Source organism: Streptomyces sp. NPDC058955, from assembly GCF_042741435.1.
GTDB lineage: Bacteria > Actinomycetota > Actinomycetes > Streptomycetales > Streptomycetaceae > Streptomyces.
This window is the reverse complement of record NZ_JBHYKM010000075.1, coordinates 20,882-39,531: the sequence shown is the minus strand read 5'-3', so window position 1 is coordinate 39,531 and position 18,650 is coordinate 20,882. Positions and strand designations below refer to the sequence as shown.

Here is an 18,650-nt window from a genome sequence, read left to right as displayed (position 1 = left end):
GGCCCCCCCCCGCCCCCCCCCCGCCCCCCCCCCGCCGTCCGCCGGGGGCCGGGGGTTAGCGGGTGCCGGTGACCCCCCCGGGGGCGCACCCCCCCCCCTTCCCCCCCCCTTCGCGCAACCGGCCGACCGGCCCCGGCTCAGGCGCCGTTGAGCCTCGCCTCCTGCGGCAGGTTGCCCGCGTCCAGCGGACCGATCTCCCGCAGCATGCAGGTCAGTCGCGCCGAGCAGACCCGGCGGCCCTCCTCGTCGCTGATGACGATCTCGTACGTCGCCGTCGACCGCCCGCGGTGCACCGGCGTCGCCACGCCGGTCACCAGGCCGCTCCGCGCCCCCCGGTGGTGGGTGCAGTTCAGGTCCACGCCCACCGCGATCTTCGACGAGCCGCCGTGCAGCATCGAACCCACCGAACCGAGCGTCTCCGCGAGCACCGCCGAGGCGCCGCCGTGCAGCAGCCCGTACGGCTGGGTGTTGCCCTCCACCGGCATGGTGCCGACGACCCGGTCCGCCGACGCCTCCAGGATCTGCACGCCCATCCGGTTCCCCAGGTGCCCCGCCGAGAAGAGCGCCGGCAGATCCACGCCGAGCGCGGCGTACTCGTCGATGACCTCCTGCGGGAACTTCACGTGCTGCTGCTCACCCATGAACCGGCTCCGTTCGTCGTCGTACGGCTGATCCTTCCGTCGCCCGGCTGGCTGAGCAAGCGCTTAGGCGGACGGTCGCGGTGATTCTTCCAGACGCACGACCACGGACTTGCTCGCGGGGGTGTTGCTGATGTCGGCCGTCGACTCCAGCGGCACCAGCACGTTCGTCTCCGGGTAGTACGCCGCCGCGCACCCCCGCGCCGTCGGGTAGTGCACCACCCGGAAACCGGGCGCCCGCCGCTCGCTGCCGTCCGACCACTCGCTCACCAGATCCGCGTACGCCCCGTCGGCGAAGCCCAGCGCCGCCGCGTCCTCCGGGTGCACCAGGACCACCCGGCGGCCTCCCCGGATCCCCCGGTAGCGGTCGTCCAGACCGTAGATCGTGGTGTTGTACTGATCGTGCGATCGGAGCGTCTGCAGCAGCAGCCGGCCCTCCGGCACCCGCGGGTACTCCACCGGCGCCGCCGTGAAATTGGCCTTCCCGGTCTTCGTCGGGAAGCGCCGCTCGTCCCGGGGCGCGTGCGGCAGCGCGAACCCGCCCGGGTTCGCCGCGAGCCGCGCGTTGAAGTCCTCGAAACCGGGCACCACGCGCGCGATCCGGTCCCGCACCGTCGCGTAGTCCGCCTCGAACGCCTCCCACGGCGTCGCCGACCCGGCGCCCAGCACCGCCCGCGCCAGCCGCGCCACGATCGCCGGCTCGGAGAGCAGATGCGGGCTCGCCGGCGGCAGATTGCCGCGCGAGGCGTGCACCAGGCCCATCGAGTCCTCGACCGTCACGAACTGGCGGCCGCTCTTCTGCACGTCCTTGTCCGTGCGGCCCAGCGTCGGCAGGATCAGCGCCCGCCGGCCGGTCACCGCGTGCGAGCGGTTCAGCTTCGTCGACACGTGCACGGTCAGCCGGGCGTTGCGCATCGCCGCCTCGGTCACCTCGGTGTCCGGGGTCGCGCCGACGAAGTTCCCGCCCATCGCGAAGAACACCTTCGCCTCGCCGTCCCGCAGCGCCTGGATGGAGCGCACCACGTCGAAGCCGTGGTGGCGCGGCGAGACGATGCCGAACTCCTTGTCCAGCGCGTCCAGGAAGGCCGGCGCCGGACGCTCGAAGATGCCCATCGTCCGGTCGCCCTGCACGTTCGAATGCCCGCGCACCGGGCACACGCCCGCGCCGGGCCGCCCGATGTTCCCCCGGAGCAGCAGCAGGTTGACCACCTCGCGGATGGTCGGCACCGAGTGCTTGTGCTGGGTCAGGCCCATCGCCCAGCAGACGATCGTCCGCTCCGAGGCCAGCACCATCTCAAGGGCTCGCTCGATCTCCGTCCGGGACAGCCCGGTGGCCGCGAGGGTCTCCTCCCAGTCGGCCTGCCCGGCCGCCGCCGCGAACTCCTCGAAGCCGTGGGTGTGCTCCCGTACGAACTCCTCGTCGACCGCCCCGGGGGTCTCCAGGACCAGCTTGTTCAGCAGCCGGAAGAGGGCCTGGTCGCCGCCGATCCGGATCTGCAGGAAGAGATCGGTGAGCGCCGCCCCCCGCAGCATGCCCTGCGGGGTCTGCGGGTTCTTGAACCGCTCCAGGCCCGCCTCCGGCAGCGGGTTCACCGAGATGATCCGGGCGCCCCCGGCCTTCGCCTTCTCCAGCGCCGACAGCATCCGCGGATGGTTCGTGCCCGGGTTCTGCCCCGCCACGATGATCAGGTCCGCCCGGTGCAGGTCCTCCAGGGAGACGCTGCCCTTGCCGATGCCGATCGTCTCGGTCAGCGCCGAGCCCGAGGACTCGTGGCACATGTTCGAGCAGTCCGGCAGGTTGTTGGTGCCGAACTCGCGCGCGAAGAGCTGGAGCAGGAACGCGGCCTCGTTGCTGGTCCGGCCCGAGGTGTAGAAGAGCGCCTCGTCGGGGGAGGAGAGCGCGGTCAGCTCCTCCGCGAGGATCGCGAAGGCCCGCTCCCACGTCACCGGCTCGTAGCGGTCGGCGCCCTCGGGCAGGTACACGGGCTGGGTGATCCGGCCCTGCTGCCCCAGCCAGTAGCCGCTCCGCTCCGCCAGCTCCGCCACGGGATGCGCGGCGAAGAACTCGGGCGTCACCCGCCGCAGCGTCGCCTCCTCGGCGACCGCCTTCGCCCCGTTCTCGCAGAACTCCGCCAGGTGTCGCTTGTCGCCTTCCGGCCAGGCGCAGCCCGGACAGTCGAAGCCGTCCTTCTGATTGACCTTGAGCAGCGTCCGCGCGGTGCGCACGGCGCCCATCTGCTCCTGCGCGATCCGGAGGGTGTGCCCGATGGCGGGCAGGCCGGCCGCGGCGTGCTGCGGCGGTGTGACCTGCGGTGCGTCCTGGACCGGGTCACCGGCCGGCGGCTTGCTGACCATCGCGCTCTCCCTTGAGCGAGTCACCTGTGGGGTACGTGTCCGATCCTGTCACGGGCCACCGACAGCCCGGCACCCCGACCGGTGTGGACGGGATTGTCGGCGGTCCGTGGCAGGATCGTCGTTGTGGCCGAGACAGCATCGAAGAACCCCGCAGACACCCGCCCCCGCCTGCTCCTCATGGACGGGCACTCGCTCGCGTACCGGGCGTTCTTCGCGCTGCCCGCGGAGAACTTCACGACCGCGACCGGGCAGCCGACGAACGCGATCTACGGCTTCGCGTCGATGCTGGCGAACACCCTGCGCGACGAGGCGCCCACGCACTTCGCCGTCGCCTTCGACGTGTCCCGCAAGACCTGGCGGTCCGAGGAGTTCCCCGAGTACAAGGCGAACCGCTCCAAGACCCCCGACGAGTTCAAGGGGCAGGTCGAGCTGATCGGCGAACTCCTCGACGCCATGAACGCGCCGCGGTTCGCCGTCGACGGCTTCGAGGCCGACGACATCATCGCCACCCTCGCCACCCAGGCCGAGGCCGCGGGCTTCGAGGTCCTCATCGTCACCGGCGACCGGGACTCCTTCCAGCTGGTCACCGACCACACCACCGTGCTCTACCCCACCAAGGGCGTCTCCGAGCTGACCCGCTTCACCCCGGAGAAGGTCCAGGAGAAGTACGGCCTCACCCCCTCCCAGTACCCCGACTTCGCCGCCCTGCGCGGCGACCCGTCCGACAACCTCCCGGGCATCCCCGGTGTCGGCGAGAAGACCGCCGCCAAGTGGATCAACCAGTTCGGCTCCTTCGCCGAGCTGGTCGAGCGCGCCGACGAGGTCAAGGGCAAGGCCGGGCAGAACTTCCGGGACCACCTGGAGTCCGTCAAGCTCAACCGCGTGCTCACCGAGATGGTCCGGGACGTCGAGCTGCCGAGGACGGTCGCCGACCTGGCCCGCGAGCCGTACGACCGCAAGGCCGTCGCCCTCGTCCTCGACACCCTGGAGATCCGCAACCCCTCGCTGCGCGAGCGGCTCCTCGCCGTCGACCCCGGTTCCGCCGAGGCGGCCGAGCCGGCCCCCGCCCCCGGCGTCGAGCTCGACTTCACCGTCCTCGGCTCCGGCGAGCTGGCCCCCTGGCTGGCCGAGCACGGCACCCGGCCCCTCGGCGTCGCCACCGTCGACAGCTGGGCGCTCGGCACCGGCAGCGTCTCCGAGATCGCCCTGGCCGGCGCCGGCGGCGAGGCCGCCTGGTTCGACCCCAGCGAGCTGGACGAGGCCGACGAGCGGGCCTGGTCCGCCTGGATCGCCGACCCCGAGCGCCCCAAGGTCCTGCACAACGCCAAGGGCGCGATGCGGGTCTTCCCCGAGCACGGCTGGAGCGTCGCCGGCGTCACCATGGACACCGCGCTCGCCGCCTACCTGGTCAAGCCCGGCCGCCGCTCCTTCGCCCTGGACGCCCTCTCCCTGGAGTACCTCGGCCGCGAGCTGGCGCCCGCCGCCGCCTCCGAGGGCCAGCTTGCCTTCGGCGCCGAGGACCACGCCGAGGCGGAGGCCCTGATGACCCAGGCCCGTGCCGTCCTCGACCTCGGCACCGCCTTCGAGACCAAGCTCGACGAGGTCGGCGCCCGCGGGCTCCTGTACGACGTCGAGCTGCCCACCTCGGTCCTCCTCGCCCGCCTGGAGCGGCACGGCATCGCCGCCGACCGCGACCACCTGGAGGTCATGGAGCAGCAGTTCGCCGGGGCCGTGCAGCAGGCCGTCAAGGAGGCCCACGCCTCGGTCGGCCACGAGTTCAACCTCGGCTCGCCCAAGCAGCTCCAGGAGGTCTTCTTCGGCGAGCTCAACCTTCCGAAGACCAAGAAGACCAAGACCGGCTACACGACGGACGCCGACGCGCTCGCCTGGCTGGCCGGCCAGACCGAGCACGAGCTGCCGGTCATCATGCTCCGCCACCGTGAGCAGGCCCGGCTCCGGTCCACCGTCGAGGGCCTGATCAAGACCGTCGCCGCCGACGGCCGGATCCACACCACCTTCAGCCAGACCGTCGCCGCCACCGGCCGGCTCTCCTCCACCGACCCCAACCTGCAGAACGTGCCGGTGCGGACGGACGAGGGCCGCGCGATCCGGCACGGCTTCGTCGTCGGCGAGGGCTTCGAGTCCCTCATGACCGCCGACTACAGCCAGATCGAGCTGCGCGTCATGGCCCACCTCTCCGAGGACGAGGGCCTGATCGAGGCGTTCACCTCCGGCGAGGACCTGCACACCACCGTCGCCTCCCAGGTCTTCGGCGTCGAGCGGTCCGCCGTCGACGCCGAGATGCGCCGCAAGATCAAGGCCATGTCGTACGGCCTGGCCTACGGGCTCTCCGCCTTCGGCCTCTCGCAGCAGCTGAACATCGACCCGGGCGAGGCCCGCGGCCTGATGGACACGTACTTCGAGCGCTTCGGCGGCGTGCGCGACTACCTGCGCCGGGTCGTCGACGAGGCCCGTGCCACCGGCTACACCGAGACCATGCTCGGCCGCCGCCGCTACCTGCCGGACCTCAACAGCGACAACCGCCAGCGCCGCGAGGCCGCCGAGCGGATGGCGCTCAACGCCCCCATCCAGGGCACCGCCGCCGACATCGTCAAGGTCGCCATGCTCAAGGTCGACCAGGCCCTCACCGAGGCCGGCCTCGCCTCCCGGATGCTCCTCCAGGTCCACGACGAAATCGTCCTGGAGATCGCTCCCGGCGAGCGCGAGCGGGTCGAGGCCCTGGTCCGCGAGCAGATGTCGGCCGCCGCCGACCTGCGTGCTCCGCTCGACGTCTCCGTCGGCGTCGGCCCGGACTGGGACTCCGCCGCGCACTGACCCCACGGCGTTCCACCGGTGGCCGCACCCCCTCGCGGGGTGCGGCCACCGGCGTGTGCGCCGGGTGGATCACTCCGGGGCGGTTCCTGCGGACCGTTCCCGGGATGGCGGAGCGTGGCTGCAGGCCCCCGCCGCCCGCGGGTTCACCCCGGCGTCCCGGTTCGGCGAACGTCCGGACGGGAGCGCGCCGCACGGTCCGCCGGGACCGCTTCCCGTTCCGGTTCCCCCTCCGGACCGGGGGCGGGGGCCGCTCCCCGTGCTCGCAGCCGGGCCGCCGTCCCGTACAGCAGGAGTCCCGCGACGAGCCCCGCGCCCGCCCCGAAGCAGGCGGTCGGGATGATGTCGAGCGGGGTCTCGATCCGGCCCCAGCCCCAGTACGCCGCCCAGCGCAGCACCCGGTGCGCGACTCCCGCGAGCACACAGCCCCCGATCAGCAGCAGCGCCGCCCGTCGCCCGCGCCGGCTCGGTACCGGCACCGCGGCGGGCGGCTCCGTCCCGGCCGGTACCGCCCGCAGCGCCCGGGCCGTGAACCAGCCGAGCAGCGCCAGCGCCAGTGCCGAACCCCCGTACTGCGCGTACTGGTAGACCGGGAAGCCGGCCACGACCTCCGCGAGCAACGGGATGGTCCGCGTCCCCCACCGGTCGATGTGGGTGAAGGTGTCCCAGACGACGTGCGTGGCCGCGCCGAGGGCCGCCGACCCGGCGAACGCGAGGGCGAGCCCGGCCGGTCGCCGCCCCCGCCACGGCCGGCCGCGCACCACGGTGTGCACCCGCCCGCGCCACCGCTCCGGCAGCAGTCCCACCAGTGGCTCGCGGACCGTCAGCCAGAGCCCCACCAGGACGGCGGCGATGAGCACGTCGGCGGTGACGATCCCGGCGGGGGAGTGGGTCACCTCCCCGAACTCCATCGCCCCGGGCACCACCGTCGCCGCGAAGTAGGTGAGATCGGGGGAGAAGCTGCCGGCGACCAGGGCGGAGGCGAGGAGCGGTCCGCGCGCGGTCCCGTCCCGCCGCAGGACCGGCAGGACCGCGGCGGCGTGGCTCAGGGTGAAGGGCACGGAAGGAACCTCCCGGTCGTACGGATGATCGGCCCGCACGGCAAGAGGCGCCGCACCGCCCGGACGGTTCCCGGGAGGCCTCCGGACTCCGGAGTGCGGACCTCCGTGTCCGGCCGCCGGGAGGCCAAGGGGTGACGAAAGCGTGAAACCCGGTCAGGTGCTGGTGTCCCGTGATACGGACATCGCATAGGGTCGCCTGAGGCCACACGCGGGGAGCGTGCGGCTGCAGTCGATTTGGGGAGGGAGCACGGTATGGCAGCGCAATTCGGCCGCCGCCTGCGCAGGGGCGCCACGAGTGGAGCGATCGTGGCGGCCGCGGTCGCGGCGCTGGCCGCTTCGCAGGGTCCGGGAGCGATCCCGCCGCCGACCGACAACCTCAACGGCGACCGCGCCATCGGCGCCGGCGACGCCACCGGCCCGGCCGGCGGCATGGACGGCGGCTCGGCCACCGGCGACTCGCCGTACTACACCGACCTGCCGCCGCTGAACTCGCCGAACCGGCCCGGGGTGCTGCCCACCTCGCCCTCGGTGCCGATCGTCACCGGCCCCGCCGCGGCGGGCATACCCTCGACCGTCCTCGCCGCCTACCGCCGCGCCGAGGCGTCGGTCCGCGCCACCGACCCCTCCTGCAACCTGCCGTGGCAGCTCCTCGCGGGCATAGGCAAGGTCGAGTCCGGCCAGGCCCGCGGTGGCCGCGTCGACGCCAACGGCACCACCCTCGCCCCGATCCTCGGCCCGGTCCTCGACGGTGTCGGCTTCGCCAACATCTCGGACACCGACGACGGCGCCTTCGACGGCGACACCACCCACGACCGCGCCGTCGGCCCCATGCAGTTCATCCCGTCCACCTGGGCCACCTGGGGCCAGGACGCCAACGGCGACGGGAAGAAGGACCCCAACAACATCTACGACGCCGCCCAGGCCGCGGGCATGTACCTGTGCGCCGACGGCCGCAACCTGGCCATCAAGGCCGACCTCGACCGGGCGATCCTCAGCTACAACCGCTCCACGGAGTACCTGAACACCGTCCTCTCCTGGTTCGAGTACTACGGGCGCGGCGCCCACACCGTCCCGGACGGCACGGGCGTCCTCCCGGTCGACCGCAGCGACCGGCCCGTCACCGGCGGGACGGTCCGCCCGTCCGGGTCCGCCGCGCCGCACTCGCCGTCCCCGAGCCCCAGCCCGTCGCAGAACAAGCCGTCGCCGAAGCCCACCGAGACGAGCCCGGCCTCGCCCTCGCCGTCGCCGAAGCCGACCGATCCGACGAAGCCGCCGACCACGGACCCGACCCGGCCGCCCGCCGCCAAGCCCGTCGAGGTCCCGCCGACGCTCAGGGTCGCGCGCCTCAGGCCCGGCACGGCGGTGCTCACCGCGGTCACCGAGAGCACCTTCGCCCAGGCCGCGACGGTCACCGCCGTGGACGCCTCGGGCCGCCCGGTCGCCGGTGTCAGCGTCCGCTTCGAGCTGCCGGCCACCACCGACGCCCGCTTCCCCGCCGGCGCCACCACGGTCACCGTCACCTCGGACGCGCAGGGCGTCGCCAAGGCCCCCGCCCTCCGCGCCGGCGCGAAGGCCGAGCCCTTCACCATCCGCGCCACCGTCCCCGGCCGCTCCCTGCCGGCCGCCGAACTGAAGGCGACCGTCGAGGTCCGCAAGGCCGACGCGCTCGCCCGGATCGGCGACACCGCCCTGACCGCCCAGACCGGCGCCGACTACGCCGACGTGACGGTCGAGGCCCGCCTCGGCGGCGCGCTCGCCGCCGGCGTGAGCGTCACCGCGGTGGTCGCCGACTCGACGGACGCGCCGACCCAGAGCGCCGACGGCCCGTCCTTCGGCAAGGACGCCGCGGGCAACCCGATCCGCACCCGGGTCCTGAAGACCGACGCCCAGGGCCGTCTGTCCATCGCCGACCTGGTGGCCGGCGAGAAGGCCGGCGGCTACGTCCTCTGGCTCACCGCGCCCGGCGGCGGCACGGTGAAGCTGACGCTCACCGTCACCGCCCCGGCCACCACCCCGCCGCCCACGACGGAGCCGACCCCGGACCCGGCGCCGACGACCGAGCCGACGCCCACCGCGTCCGACTCCACGTCGGCCTCGCCCTCCACGAGCCCGTCGCCCACCGGCTGACCCGCACCTCCCCTCCTCCGCGCCGCCCCCGCCGCGTCCCTCCCGGGACGCCGGGGGCGGCGCGCGTTTGCGTCCGTCCCGCCACGAGCTGTTCTCATCTCACGGTCGCGTTGCTACGGTGCCCCCGCCCTGACGACCCATCAGATCACTTGCCGGGAGGCCGACATGCGCGCCCTCGTCGCCGCAGCCATCGGACTCGTACCCGTCCTGCTGTTCGTCCTGCTCGTCTCCGTGGTCGACCTGCCGCCCGACGGCCCCACCTCGCCCAGACCCCTGCTCACCGCCGACCCCGGCCCGAAGAAGTAGGGAGCCCCCGTGCGCCGCCGAGCCAGCCTCGTCCTCCTCTCCCTCGCGGTCTTCCTCGCCGCCATGGCCCCCACACTCCGCTGGTACGCCTTCCCCCGGCTGGCCAAGATCCCGCCGAACCAGTACCAGGAGATGGTCCTGGAGGCGCGCCCCGCGACCCTCCTCGACTACGGCACCCTCAAGGCCCGCGAGGTCGAGAAGATCACGATCGTCCAGACCCTCAAGGGCAACGTGGAGGAGTCGAAGCGGATCGAGGCGGGCACCGACCGTGACGTCGTCGTCTGGGACGGCCTCTCCTACGTCATGGGACCCGACGGCACGATGGTGTCCAAGATCCCCGAGCGGTACGTGTTCGACGCGCACACCCAGGACCCCGTGAACGTGCCGGGCGAGATGGTCGACGGCGACCCGGTCGTGCGCGAGGGCATCGAGTACAAATGGCCCTTCCTCACCGAGAAGCGCGACTACCTCTACTTCGACGCCCAGACCCGCACCTCGTCGCCCATCCACTACGTGGGCACCCGCACCTTCCGCGGCCTGGAGGTCTACTACTACGAGCAGACCGTCCCCTGGACCCAGGTGCCCATGCCCAAGGCCATGCCAGTCGAGGGCATCACCCCCGACGTCATCGCGAGCATGGGCCTCACCCGCTGGTACACCACCAAGCGGATGTTCTGGGTCGAGCCCGTCACCGGAGCCCCCGTCAACGGCGAGGAGATCCACAAGGAGGAGCTCCGCGGCGCCAAGGCCCTCACGGGCAAGGACACCGTCACCGTCTTCGCCGGCCACGTGAAGATACGCGAGGACTACGTCGCCGACACCGTCGAGCTGGTCTCCTCCAACCGCACCACCGTCCTCCTCCTCGTCTCCTGGCTGCCGTGGACCTTCACCGTCCTCGCCCTCCTCCTGCTCGCCCTCGCCCTCTGGCTGGAGCACCGCTCCCGCCGCCCCGCGCCCGGAACCGCCCCGAAGGCGGAACGGGAACCCGTCACCCCTCCCGTCTGAGCCGCGCGCTCGTGTGCCGGGTCGGCTCCGCCGAGGACGGGTCCTCCGGCCACGGATGCTTCGGGTACCGCCCCCGCAGCTCCGCCCGCACCGCCCGGTAGCCGTCCCGCCAGAACGAGGCCAGATCCGCGGTGACCGCCGCCGGCCGCCCGGCGGGGGAGAGCAGGTGCACCAGCACCGGCACCCCCGCCACCGTCGGCGTCCCGTCCAGCCCGAACATCTCCTGGAGCTTCACCGCCAGCACCGGCCGCCCCTCCCCGTACGCCACCCGGATCCGCGAACCGCTCGGCACCTCGATCCGCTCCGGCGCCAGCTCGTCGAGCCGCCCCGCCTCGCCCGACGCCCACGGCAGCAGCCGCCGCAACGCCTCCCCGGCGTCGATCCGCCCCAGATCCGCCCGCCGCGCCGCCCGCGACAGCTCCGGCTCCAGCCACTCCTCGGCCCGCTCCACCAGGGCCTCCTCCGACACGTCCGGCCACGCCCCGCCCACCGCCTCGCGCAGGAACGCCAGCCGCTCCCGCAGCTCCACCGCCTCCCGGCTCCACCGCAGCAGCCCCGTCCCCTCCCGCCGCAACCCGTCGAGCAGCGCCTCCCGCACCAGCACCGGATCGGCCCCCGACCCCAGCGGGCGCACCGTCAGCTCCACCGCCCCCAACCGCTCCACCGACCGCGCGACCACATCGCCGTCCTCCCAGCGCACCTCCTCGCCGGCCCGGAACAGATGCCCCGCCGCCCGCCGCGCCACGGCCTCGTCCACCACCGCCGCCAGCCGCACCCGCGCCGTCGCGTCCCGGGCCGTCCGGTCAGCCACCGCCACCGCCAGCCACGGCGCCGACCGCAGCCCCGACCCCTCGCCGAGCCGCGCCCCGCTCCCGGACACCATCAGATGCCCGCCCCGCTCCCGCGCCCGCGCCAGCCGCTCCGGGAACGCCAGCGCCGTCACCACCCCGGCCACCGAGTCCTCCCCGGCCGCGCCCCCGGCTCCCCCTTCCCCGGCGCCGCCCGCCGCCTCCGCGGCCGCCGCCCGCTCCAGCCGCCGCACCTCCGCCCGCCAGCGCGCCCCGTACCCGTCCCCGCCCCGCCGGGCCGCGCGCCAGGCGGCCGTCAGATCGTCCCCGTACTCCCGCGGCGGCTCCTCGCTCAGCAGCGCCACCACCTCGGCCGCCCGCCGCACCCCGACCTCGGCCGCCCCGTCCAGCAGCGCCCGCCCGAGCCGCGGATGCAGACCCAGCCGGGCCATCCGCTCGCCCCGCCCGGTCGCCCTGCCCGCCGCGTCCACCGCCCCGATCGCCTCCAGCACCGAGCGCGCCGCCGCCAGCGCCCCGGCCGGCGGCGCGTCGAGCAGCGCGAGACCCTCCGCCGTCGGATCGCCCCAGCAGGCGACCCGCAGTGCGAAGTCGGCCAGATCCGCGATCCGGATCTCCGGCGCCGGGAACCGCGCCCGGCCGCTCTCCTCCGCCTCCGCCCAGCACCGGTACACCGTGCCCGGCGCCTCCCGGCCCGAACGCCCCGCCCGCTGCGTCGCCGCCGCGGCCGACACCGGCACCGTCGCCAGCGACCCGAGCCCCCGGGCATGATCCATCCGCGGCTCCCGGGCCAGCCCCGCGTCCACCACGACCCGCACCCCCGGCACCGTGAGGCTCGACTCCGCCACCGACGTCGACAGCACCACCCGCCGCCGCCCGTCCGGCCCCGCACCCCGCAGCACCGCGTCCTGCACCGCCGCCGGAGCCCGCCCGTGCAGCTGGAGCACCTCCGCGTCCACCCCGTCGAGCAGCCCCGCCGTCCGCGCGATCTCCCCCGTACCGGGCAGGAAGCAGAGGACGTCGCCGTCGTGCCGCGCCAGCGCCTCCCGCACCGTCGCCGCCACATGCCGCAGCAGCGCCGGATCCACCCAGGTGCCGTGCGCCGGCCGGATCCCCGCCGGCGGCGGCACATGACGCACCGCGAACCCGTGCCCCTCGCCCTCGCTGCGCACCACCGGCGCCGGCCCGCCGCCCTCCTGGGCGGTCAGCAGCCGGGCCCACGCCTCCGCGTCGCTGGTCGCCGAGGCGGCGACGAGCCCCAGCTCCGGCCGCAGCGCGGCCCGTACGTCCACCAGGAACGCCAGGGCCGTGTCGGCGTCCAGATGCCGCTCGTGACACTCGTCGAGCAGCACCACGTCCACCCCGGCGAGCTCCGGGTCCCGCTGGAGCCGCTGGAGGAGGACGCCCGTCGTCACCACCTCGACCCGGGTCGCCGGCCCGGCCCGCCGCTCGCCGCGCACGGAGAAGCCGACCGCCCCGCCGACCTCCTGGCCCAGCAGCCACGCCATCCGCGCGGCCGCCGCCCGCACCGCCATCCGGCGCGGCTCGGCCACCAGCACCCGCCGCTCCGGCCCGTCCCCTATGAGCCCCGCGAGCGCGAGCGGCACCAGCGTGGTCTTGCCGGTTCCGGGCGGCGCGTGCAGCACCGCCGTGCCGCGCTCGGCGAGCGCGGCCAGCAGCTCGGGAACGGCATGGCGGACGGGAAGCAGATCGAGTACGTCGTGTCGGATCACGCACTCAGTCTCGTACGCGAACGAAAAAAGGCGGGCCCGGTTGTCCACAGGCCCGCCTACAAGTACGACTGTCAGACTTCCGAGTGCGGCGGTCCGACGTCGAACGGCTCCGGTCTCAGTCCTCGCGCTCGCACACGAAGATCGCCGTGCCCGGGATCAGATTCCCCCGCAGCGGCGACCAGCCTCCCCACTCCTGGCTGTTCCACGCCGGCCACTCCGGCTCGACCAGGTCCACCAGGCGGAAGCCCCCGGCCACCACGTCCCGCACCCGGTCGCCGAGCGTCCGGTGGTGCTCCACGTACACCGCCCGCCCCGACTCGTCCTGCTCGACGTAGGGCGTCCGGTCGAAATAGGAGGCGGCGACCGACAGGCCCTCCGGCCCCGGCTCGTCCGGGAACGCCCAGCGGATCGGATGCGTCACCGAGAACACCCAGCGGCCGCCCGGCCGCAGCACCCGCCGCACCTCGCGGAAGACCCGCACCGGATCCGCCACGAACGGCACCGCCCCGTACGCCGAGCACGCCAGGTCGAAGGAGCCGTCGCGGAACGGCAGCGCCCCCGCGTCCGCCTCCACCAGCGGCACCTCCCCGCCGATCCGCAGGGCGTGCTGGAGCTGCCGGTGCGACAGGTCGAGCGCCACCGGCCGGGCGCCCCGCGCCGCCAGCCACCGCGAGCACTGCGCCGCGCCCGCGCCGATCTCCAGGACGTCGAGCCCCTTCAGCCCCTCCGCCGGCCCGAGCAGCCCGGCCTCGGCCTCGTCCAGCCCCTCCGGACCCCACACGAAGCGGTCGTCGCCGAGGAAGGCGCCGTGCTCGCTCTGGTATTCGTCGGCGTTCCGGTCCCACCAGCCCCGGCTGGCCCGGCTGCTCTCCGCGTCCCCGGCGTCACGCCGGGTGGCCTCCGCCTCCTCCTCGTCCGAGGAGAGCGGGACTTCGTGTTCGTACTCTTGGTTCATCTCGCCCGTCGATGTAGTTTGCGCTCAGTGCCGCCTTCCGGCGGACCCCGCCGATGAGGCACGGGTGGACACGAACCGGCACGAGTGGTGCCGGGTTTGCGTGGTTCTGTCCCGGGTGCGCGCTTCGCGCATTGACCCTGTCCGGCCGCCCCCGTATGCTAAAGGTTGCGCTGCGGGCCTGCGCGCCTCAGACGGAGCAGGCCGCGCTCGCACCTGTTGCAGTCCCCTCGGTTTACGAGGCGCCCCCGTTCATCGGAAGGCGCTTCATCAGCTGTCCGGCTTCTTCAGTGCGATACGGGCTCTCGGCGTAGCAGTACCTACGACTTTCTGTCCGTAACCGGAGCCCTTTCCCACATGACGAGCAGCACCGAGACCACCGCCACCACCCCGCAGGTTGCGGTCAACGACATCGGTAACGAGGAAGCCTTCCTCGCCGCGATCGACGAGACGATCAAGTACTTCAACGACGGCGACATCGTCGACGGCGTCATCGTGAAGGTCGACCGGGACGAGGTCCTGCTCGACATCGGTTACAAGACCGAAGGTGTCATCCCGAGCCGCGAGCTCTCGATCAAGCACGACGTCGACCCCAACGAGGTCGTCAAGGTCGGCGACGAGATCGAGGCCCTGGTTCTCCAGAAGGAGGACAAGGAAGGCCGCCTGATCCTCTCGAAGAAGCGCGCCCAGTACGAGCGTGCCTGGGGCACCATCGAGAAGATCAAGGAAGAGGACGGCATCGTCACCGGTACCGTCATCGAGGTCGTCAAGGGTGGTCTCATCCTCGACATCGGCCTCCGCGGCTTCCTCCCGGCCTCCCTGGTCGAGATGCGTCGTGTCCGCGACCTCCAGCCCTACGTGGGCAAGGAGCTCGAGGCGAAGATCATCGAGCTGGACAAGAACCGCAACAACGTGGTCCTGTCCCGCCGCGCCTGGCTGGAGCAGACCCAGTCCGAGGTCCGCCAGACCTTCCTCACGACCCTTCAGAAGGGTCAGGTCCGCTCCGGCGTCGTGTCCTCGATCGTCAACTTCGGTGCCTTCGTGGACCTGGGCGGCGTCGACGGTCTCGTCCACGTCTCCGAGCTGTCCTGGAAGCACATCGACCACCCGTCCGAGGTCGTCGAGGTCGGCCAGGAGGTCACCGTCGAGGTTCTCGACGTGGACATGGACCGCGAGCGTGTCTCCCTGTCGCTGAAGGCGACGCAGGAGGACCCGTGGCAGCAGTTCGCCCGCACGCACCAGATCGGCCAGGTCGTCCCCGGCAAGGTCACCAAGCTGGTTCCGTTCGGTGCGTTCGTCCGTGTGGACGAGGGCATCGAGGGTCTGGTCCACATCTCCGAGCTGGCCGAGCGCCACGTGGAGATCCCGGAGCAGGTCGTCCAGGTCAACGACGAGATCTTCGTCAAGGTCATCGACATCGACCTCGAGCGTCGCCGGATCTCGCTGTCCCTGAAGCAGGCCAACGAGTCCTTCGGTGCCGACCCGGCGTCGGTCGAGTTCGACCCGACCCTGTACGGCATGGCCGCGTCCTACGACGACCAGGGCAACTACATCTACCCCGAGGGCTTCGACCCCGAGACCAACGACTGGCTCGAGGGCTACGAGACCCAGCGCGAGGCGTGGGAGGCCCAGTACGCCGAGGCGCAGGCTCGCTTCGAGCAGCACCAGGCGCAGGTCATCAAGTCCCGCGAGGCCGACGAGGCCGCCGCTGCCGAGGGCGCTGCCGCCCCGGCCGCCGGCAACGCCGGTGCGGGCATCTCGGGTGGCTCCTACTCCTCCGAGTCGGACGACTCCGCCGGCGCCCTGGCGTCGGACGAGGCCCTCGCCGCCCTCCGCGAGAAGCTCGCCGGCGGCCAGAGCTGAACAGGCTCACCGCTGAGCGGCGCTAGTCGCTAGCAGCACACCGGGGCCCGCTCCCTTCCGGGGGAGCGGGCCCCGGTTCGCGTTTCCGGCCCCCGCCCCGGCCGCCGCCGGGAATGACCTTGCCCTCGGGAGCGTTCTCCCCGAAGACGCGAGGAGGAGCGGTAACCGTGCTTGATCCCCAGGATTTGTACGAGTGGGACGCCAAGGGCCTGGCCGTGGTCGATCTGGCCCTGGCACAGGAGTCGACCGGACTGGTCATGCTGTACCACTTCGACGGCTACATCGACGCGGGAGAGACCGGCGAGCAGATCGTCGACGGGGTCCTCGACGCCCTGCCGAACCAGGTCGTCGCCCGCTTCGACCACGACCGGCTGGTCGACTACCGCGCCCGCCGCCCCCTGCTGACCTTCCGGCGCGACCGGTGGAGCGCGTACGAGACGCCCGCCATCGAGGTCCGCCTCGTCCAGGACGCCACCGGCGCCCCCTTCCTCGTCCTCTCCGGCCCCGAGCCGGACGTCGAGTGGGAGCGCTTCGCCGCCGCCGTCGCCCAGATCGTCGAACGGCTCGGCGTCCGGCTCGCGGTCAACTTCCACGGCATCCCCATGGGCGTCCCGCACACCCGGCCCGTCGGCCTCACCCCGCACGGCAACCGCACCGACCTCATGCCCGGCCACCGCAGCCCCTTCGACGAGGCCCAGGTGCCCGGCAGCGCCGAGTCCCTCATCGAGTACCGGCTGACCGAGGCCGGCTTCGACACGCTCGGCGTCGCAGCCCACGTCCCGCACTACGTGGCCCGCTCGCCGTACCCGGACGCGGCGCTCACCGCCCTGGAGGCCGTCACCGCCGCCACCGGGCTCGTCCTCCCCGGCGTCGCCCACGCGCTGCGCACCGAGGCCCGCCGCACCCAGACCGAGATCGACCGCCAGATCGGCGCGGGCGACGAGGAGCTGGTCGCCCTGGTCCAGGGCCTCGAGCACCAGTACGACGCCGTGGCCGGCGCGGAGACCCGCGGCAGCCTGGTCGCCGAACCGGTCGACCTGCCCTCCGCCGACGAGCTGGGCCGCGAGTTCGAGCGCTTCCTCGCCGAACGAGAGGGCGACGCCTAGCACCGCGCGGCCAGGGCCTAAGCTGCCGCCCATGCTGAAGGTGGGCCTGACCGGCGGAATCGGCGCCGGCAAGAGTGAGGTGTCGCGGCTTCTCGTCTCGTACGGGGCCGTGCTGATCGACGCGGACCGGATCGCCCGCGAGGTCGTCGAACCGGGCACGCCGGGGCTCGCGGCCGTCGTGGCCGCCTTCGGGGAGGACGTCCTCACCGCCGAGGGCACCCTGGACCGGCCCAAGCTCGGCTCCATCGTCTTCTCCGACCCGGAGCGGCTGGCCACGCTCAACGCGATCGTGCACCCGCTGGTCGGGGCCCGGTCGGCCGAGCTGGAGGGCGCGGCGGGCCCCGGGGACGTGGTGATCCACGACGTACCGCTCCTCACCGAGAACGGCCTCGCTCCGCTCTACGACCTCGTCGTCGTCGTGGACGCCTCGCCCGAGACCCAGCTCGACCGGCTGGTACGGCTCCGGGGCATGGCCGCCGACGAGGCCGGGGCCCGCATGGCCGCCCAGGCCGCCCGCGCGGACCGGCTGGAGATCGCGGACCTGGTGATCGACAACGACGGCCCGCTCGACGCGCTGGAACCGCAGGTGCGGAAGGTGTGGGACGAGCTGGCGCGCCGGGCGGCGGAGACCGTCTAGCCGCCGGGTGCACCGCGGCCGGTGTTCCCGGCCCGGAACATGGGAAGGATGCAGTTCATGGCCGAGAGAAATCCGGAGACGCACGTCATCGACTTCCGTGCCGCAGAGCAGCTGCTGGCCGCACGGGACCCGCGGGGTGCCGTGAAACTGCTGGACTCGGTCATCGCCGAGCACCCGGAGAACACCGCCGCCCGCCTCCTGCGGGCCCGGGCCTTCTTCGCCGCCGCCCAGCTGCGTCCCGCGCAGCTGGAGTTCGAGCTGGTGCTGGAGCGCGAGCCGGACAACGCCTTCGCCCACTTCGCCCTCGCCCGCACCCTCCAGCGCTCGGGACAGGACGCCCAGGCCACCCGGCACTTCCGGCTGGCCGCCGCGCTCGACCCCAGGCCCGAGTACGTACGGGCCGCCGGGTTCGGCGCCGAGGACTGACCGCCCGGCCGGGCCTCAGCGGTTCCGGCCGCCGTGGTCCGGCTCGTACGGGGGGATGTCCCGGCCCGGCTGCCAGTGCGGGCCCTGCCGCAGATGGCGCAGGACCATCGTCATGTCGACGGCGACCACCAGGAACAGCACTCCGCAGGCCGCCGCCCAGCCCGGGTGGCCGACCAGCACGAAGACCACCGTGCCGAAGACCGCCCACACCATTCCCCAGGCACTCAGCCAGAACCGCAGCCGCAGCGCGCTGCGCGCGGTGGCCGGCTCGCTACCGGTACGCATGACGGCGCCCTCTTCCGTCGGATCCCTGTGGGCACTTCCAGCATCTACCCGCCCGGAGGCGAAGGGAACGGCGGAGGGAACGGTGAGGGGAACGGCGACGGCGCCGGGCTCAGTGCACGATCGTGTAGCTGCGCCAGGGCAGGGTGCCCGGCACGATCGAGTCGGAGCTGTTGGTCGGCAGGTAGATCGGCTCCTCGCCCCGGCAGTGCGGGGTCCGGTACAGGACCAGGTCCACCAGCGTGCCGTTCTCGACCCGCGTCGCGCCCAGCGGCAGTCGGTGGCAGCCCTGCACCGGCGGGCTCATCACCCGCACCACCTTCTCCCCGCGGGTCTCGTAGGTGACGGGACCGACGGCGGTGCGGCCGAGGCCCGAGCAGCCCGCGACCGTGAGCGTGAGCAGCACGGCCCCGGTGGCGGTCGTGAGACGCCGGCGAACGGACATGGCGGATCCCCTTCGGTCGGGCGAGCGAGGCGGTCGGCGGCAGCCCCTGCGGCGGAAAGCCCTGGTCGACGCCACC

At 73.4% G+C, this 18,650-nt stretch carries 15 protein-coding genes; 8 read left to right on the top strand and 7 right to left on the bottom strand.

Annotated features, from left to right (window positions below; all coding sequences use genetic code 11):
• Positions 1-137: 137 nt before the first annotated feature.
• Positions 138-641 (bottom strand): PaaI family thioesterase, encoded by a 504-nt coding sequence (locus ACFW1I_RS25365; RefSeq protein WP_384673997.1) that lies wholly within the window; start codon positions 639-641, stop codon positions 138-140.
• A 63-nt stretch (positions 642-704) separates the two neighbouring features.
• The gene (locus ACFW1I_RS25360; RefSeq protein WP_384673994.1) at positions 705-2,993 is read right to left on the bottom strand and encodes an FdhF/YdeP family oxidoreductase; all 2,289 of its coding nucleotides are present in this window, start codon (positions 2,991-2,993) and stop codon (positions 705-707) included.
• Positions 2,994-3,116: 123 nt separating this feature from the next.
• Between ACFW1I_RS25360 and polA the strand changes: the two genes are divergently transcribed.
• Entirely contained in the window at positions 3,117-5,828 is a 2,712-nt protein-coding gene (polA, locus tag ACFW1I_RS25355) for a DNA polymerase I (RefSeq protein WP_384673992.1), read from the top strand.
• A 143-nt stretch (positions 5,829-5,971) separates the two neighbouring features.
• On the opposite strand, the gene ACFW1I_RS25350 is transcribed toward polA, so the two are convergent.
• The gene (locus ACFW1I_RS25350; protein WP_384673989.1) at positions 5,972-6,886 is read right to left on the bottom strand and encodes a DUF4184 family protein; all 915 of its coding nucleotides are present in this window, start codon (positions 6,884-6,886) and stop codon (positions 5,972-5,974) included.
• A 252-nt stretch (positions 6,887-7,138) separates the two neighbouring features.
• Between ACFW1I_RS25350 and ACFW1I_RS25345 the strand changes: the two genes are divergently transcribed.
• From ACFW1I_RS25345 to ACFW1I_RS25335, 3 genes are all read left to right on the top strand, one after another.
• Positions 7,139-9,013: a lytic murein transglycosylase gene (locus ACFW1I_RS25345; protein WP_384673987.1), complete on the top strand. Its 1,875-nt coding sequence runs from the start codon at positions 7,139-7,141 to the stop codon at positions 9,011-9,013.
• A gap of 165 nt (positions 9,014-9,178) precedes the next feature.
• Entirely contained in the window at positions 9,179-9,319 is a 141-nt protein-coding gene (locus ACFW1I_RS25340) for an SPW_0924 family protein (protein WP_107049178.1), read from the top strand.
• A gap of 9 nt (positions 9,320-9,328) precedes the next feature.
• Entirely contained in the window at positions 9,329-10,324 is a 996-nt protein-coding gene (locus tag ACFW1I_RS25335; protein ID WP_384673983.1) for a DUF3068 domain-containing protein, read from the top strand.
• Here the strand turns inward: ACFW1I_RS25335 and hrpB are convergent.
• Positions 10,308-12,863, bottom strand: coding sequence for an ATP-dependent helicase HrpB (hrpB, locus tag ACFW1I_RS25330; RefSeq protein ID WP_384673980.1), 2,556 nt, complete (start codon positions 12,861-12,863; stop codon positions 10,308-10,310). The genes ACFW1I_RS25335 and hrpB overlap by 17 nt on opposite strands.
• A gap of 115 nt (positions 12,864-12,978) precedes the next feature.
• A complete protein-coding gene (locus tag ACFW1I_RS25325) occupies positions 12,979-13,818 on the bottom strand; it encodes a class I SAM-dependent methyltransferase (protein ID WP_384673977.1) in 840 nt (279 codons plus the stop codon).
• A 354-nt stretch (positions 13,819-14,172) separates the two neighbouring features.
• Here ACFW1I_RS25325 and rpsA point away from each other — a divergent pair, with 354 nt between their 5' ends.
• From rpsA to ACFW1I_RS25305, 4 genes are all read left to right on the top strand, one after another.
• On the top strand, positions 14,173-15,678 hold the full coding sequence (gene rpsA, locus ACFW1I_RS25320; RefSeq protein WP_031002689.1) for a 30S ribosomal protein S1: 1,506 nt from the start codon (positions 14,173-14,175) through the stop codon (positions 15,676-15,678).
• A gap of 167 nt (positions 15,679-15,845) precedes the next feature.
• Positions 15,846-16,784, top strand: coding sequence for a PAC2 family protein (locus tag ACFW1I_RS25315; RefSeq protein ID WP_384673974.1), 939 nt, complete (start codon positions 15,846-15,848; stop codon positions 16,782-16,784).
• 31 nt (positions 16,785-16,815) lie between these two features.
• Entirely contained in the window at positions 16,816-17,421 is a 606-nt protein-coding gene (coaE, locus tag ACFW1I_RS25310) for a dephospho-CoA kinase (RefSeq protein WP_384673972.1), read from the top strand.
• A 57-nt stretch (positions 17,422-17,478) separates the two neighbouring features.
• Positions 17,479-17,847, top strand: coding sequence for a tetratricopeptide repeat protein (locus ACFW1I_RS25305; protein WP_367201261.1), 369 nt, complete (start codon positions 17,479-17,481; stop codon positions 17,845-17,847).
• A 15-nt stretch (positions 17,848-17,862) separates the two neighbouring features.
• Here ACFW1I_RS25305 and ACFW1I_RS25300 read toward each other — a convergent pair whose 3' ends face one another.
• Together ACFW1I_RS25300 and ACFW1I_RS25295 are read right to left on the bottom strand one after the other, a co-directional pair.
• Positions 17,863-18,132, bottom strand: a complete 270-nt coding sequence (locus ACFW1I_RS25300) for a DUF6343 family protein (protein ID WP_384673969.1) — start codon at positions 18,130-18,132, stop codon at positions 17,863-17,865.
• Between the two features lie 109 nt (positions 18,133-18,241).
• Positions 18,242-18,574: a hypothetical protein gene (locus ACFW1I_RS25295; protein WP_384673966.1), complete on the bottom strand. Its 333-nt coding sequence runs from the start codon at positions 18,572-18,574 to the stop codon at positions 18,242-18,244.
• Positions 18,575-18,650 lie beyond the last annotated feature (76 nt).

Coding starts and splice junctions, on each gene's coding strand:
- ACFW1I_RS25365 (WP_384673997.1), bottom strand. CDS start 641: ATGGGTGAGCAGCAGCACGTGAAGTTCCCGCAGGAGGTCATCGACGAG.
- ACFW1I_RS25360 (WP_384673994.1), bottom strand. CDS start 2,993: ATGGTCAGCAAGCCGCCGGCCGGTGACCCGGTCCAGGACGCACCGCAG.
- ACFW1I_RS25345 (WP_384673987.1), top strand. CDS start 7,139: ATGGCAGCGCAATTCGGCCGCCGCCTGCGCAGGGGCGCCACGAGTGGA.
- ACFW1I_RS25340 (WP_107049178.1), top strand. CDS start 9,179: ATGCGCGCCCTCGTCGCCGCAGCCATCGGACTCGTACCCGTCCTGCTG.
- ACFW1I_RS25325 (WP_384673977.1), bottom strand. CDS start 13,818: ATGAACCAAGAGTACGAACACGAAGTCCCGCTCTCCTCGGACGAGGAG.
- rpsA (WP_031002689.1), top strand. CDS start 14,173: ATGACGAGCAGCACCGAGACCACCGCCACCACCCCGCAGGTTGCGGTC.
- coaE (WP_384673972.1), top strand. CDS start 16,816: ATGCTGAAGGTGGGCCTGACCGGCGGAATCGGCGCCGGCAAGAGTGAG.
- ACFW1I_RS25305 (WP_367201261.1), top strand. CDS start 17,479: ATGGCCGAGAGAAATCCGGAGACGCACGTCATCGACTTCCGTGCCGCA.
- ACFW1I_RS25300 (WP_384673969.1), bottom strand. CDS start 18,132: ATGCGTACCGGTAGCGAGCCGGCCACCGCGCGCAGCGCGCTGCGGCTG.
- ACFW1I_RS25295 (WP_384673966.1), bottom strand. CDS start 18,574: ATGTCCGTTCGCCGGCGTCTCACGACCGCCACCGGGGCCGTGCTGCTC.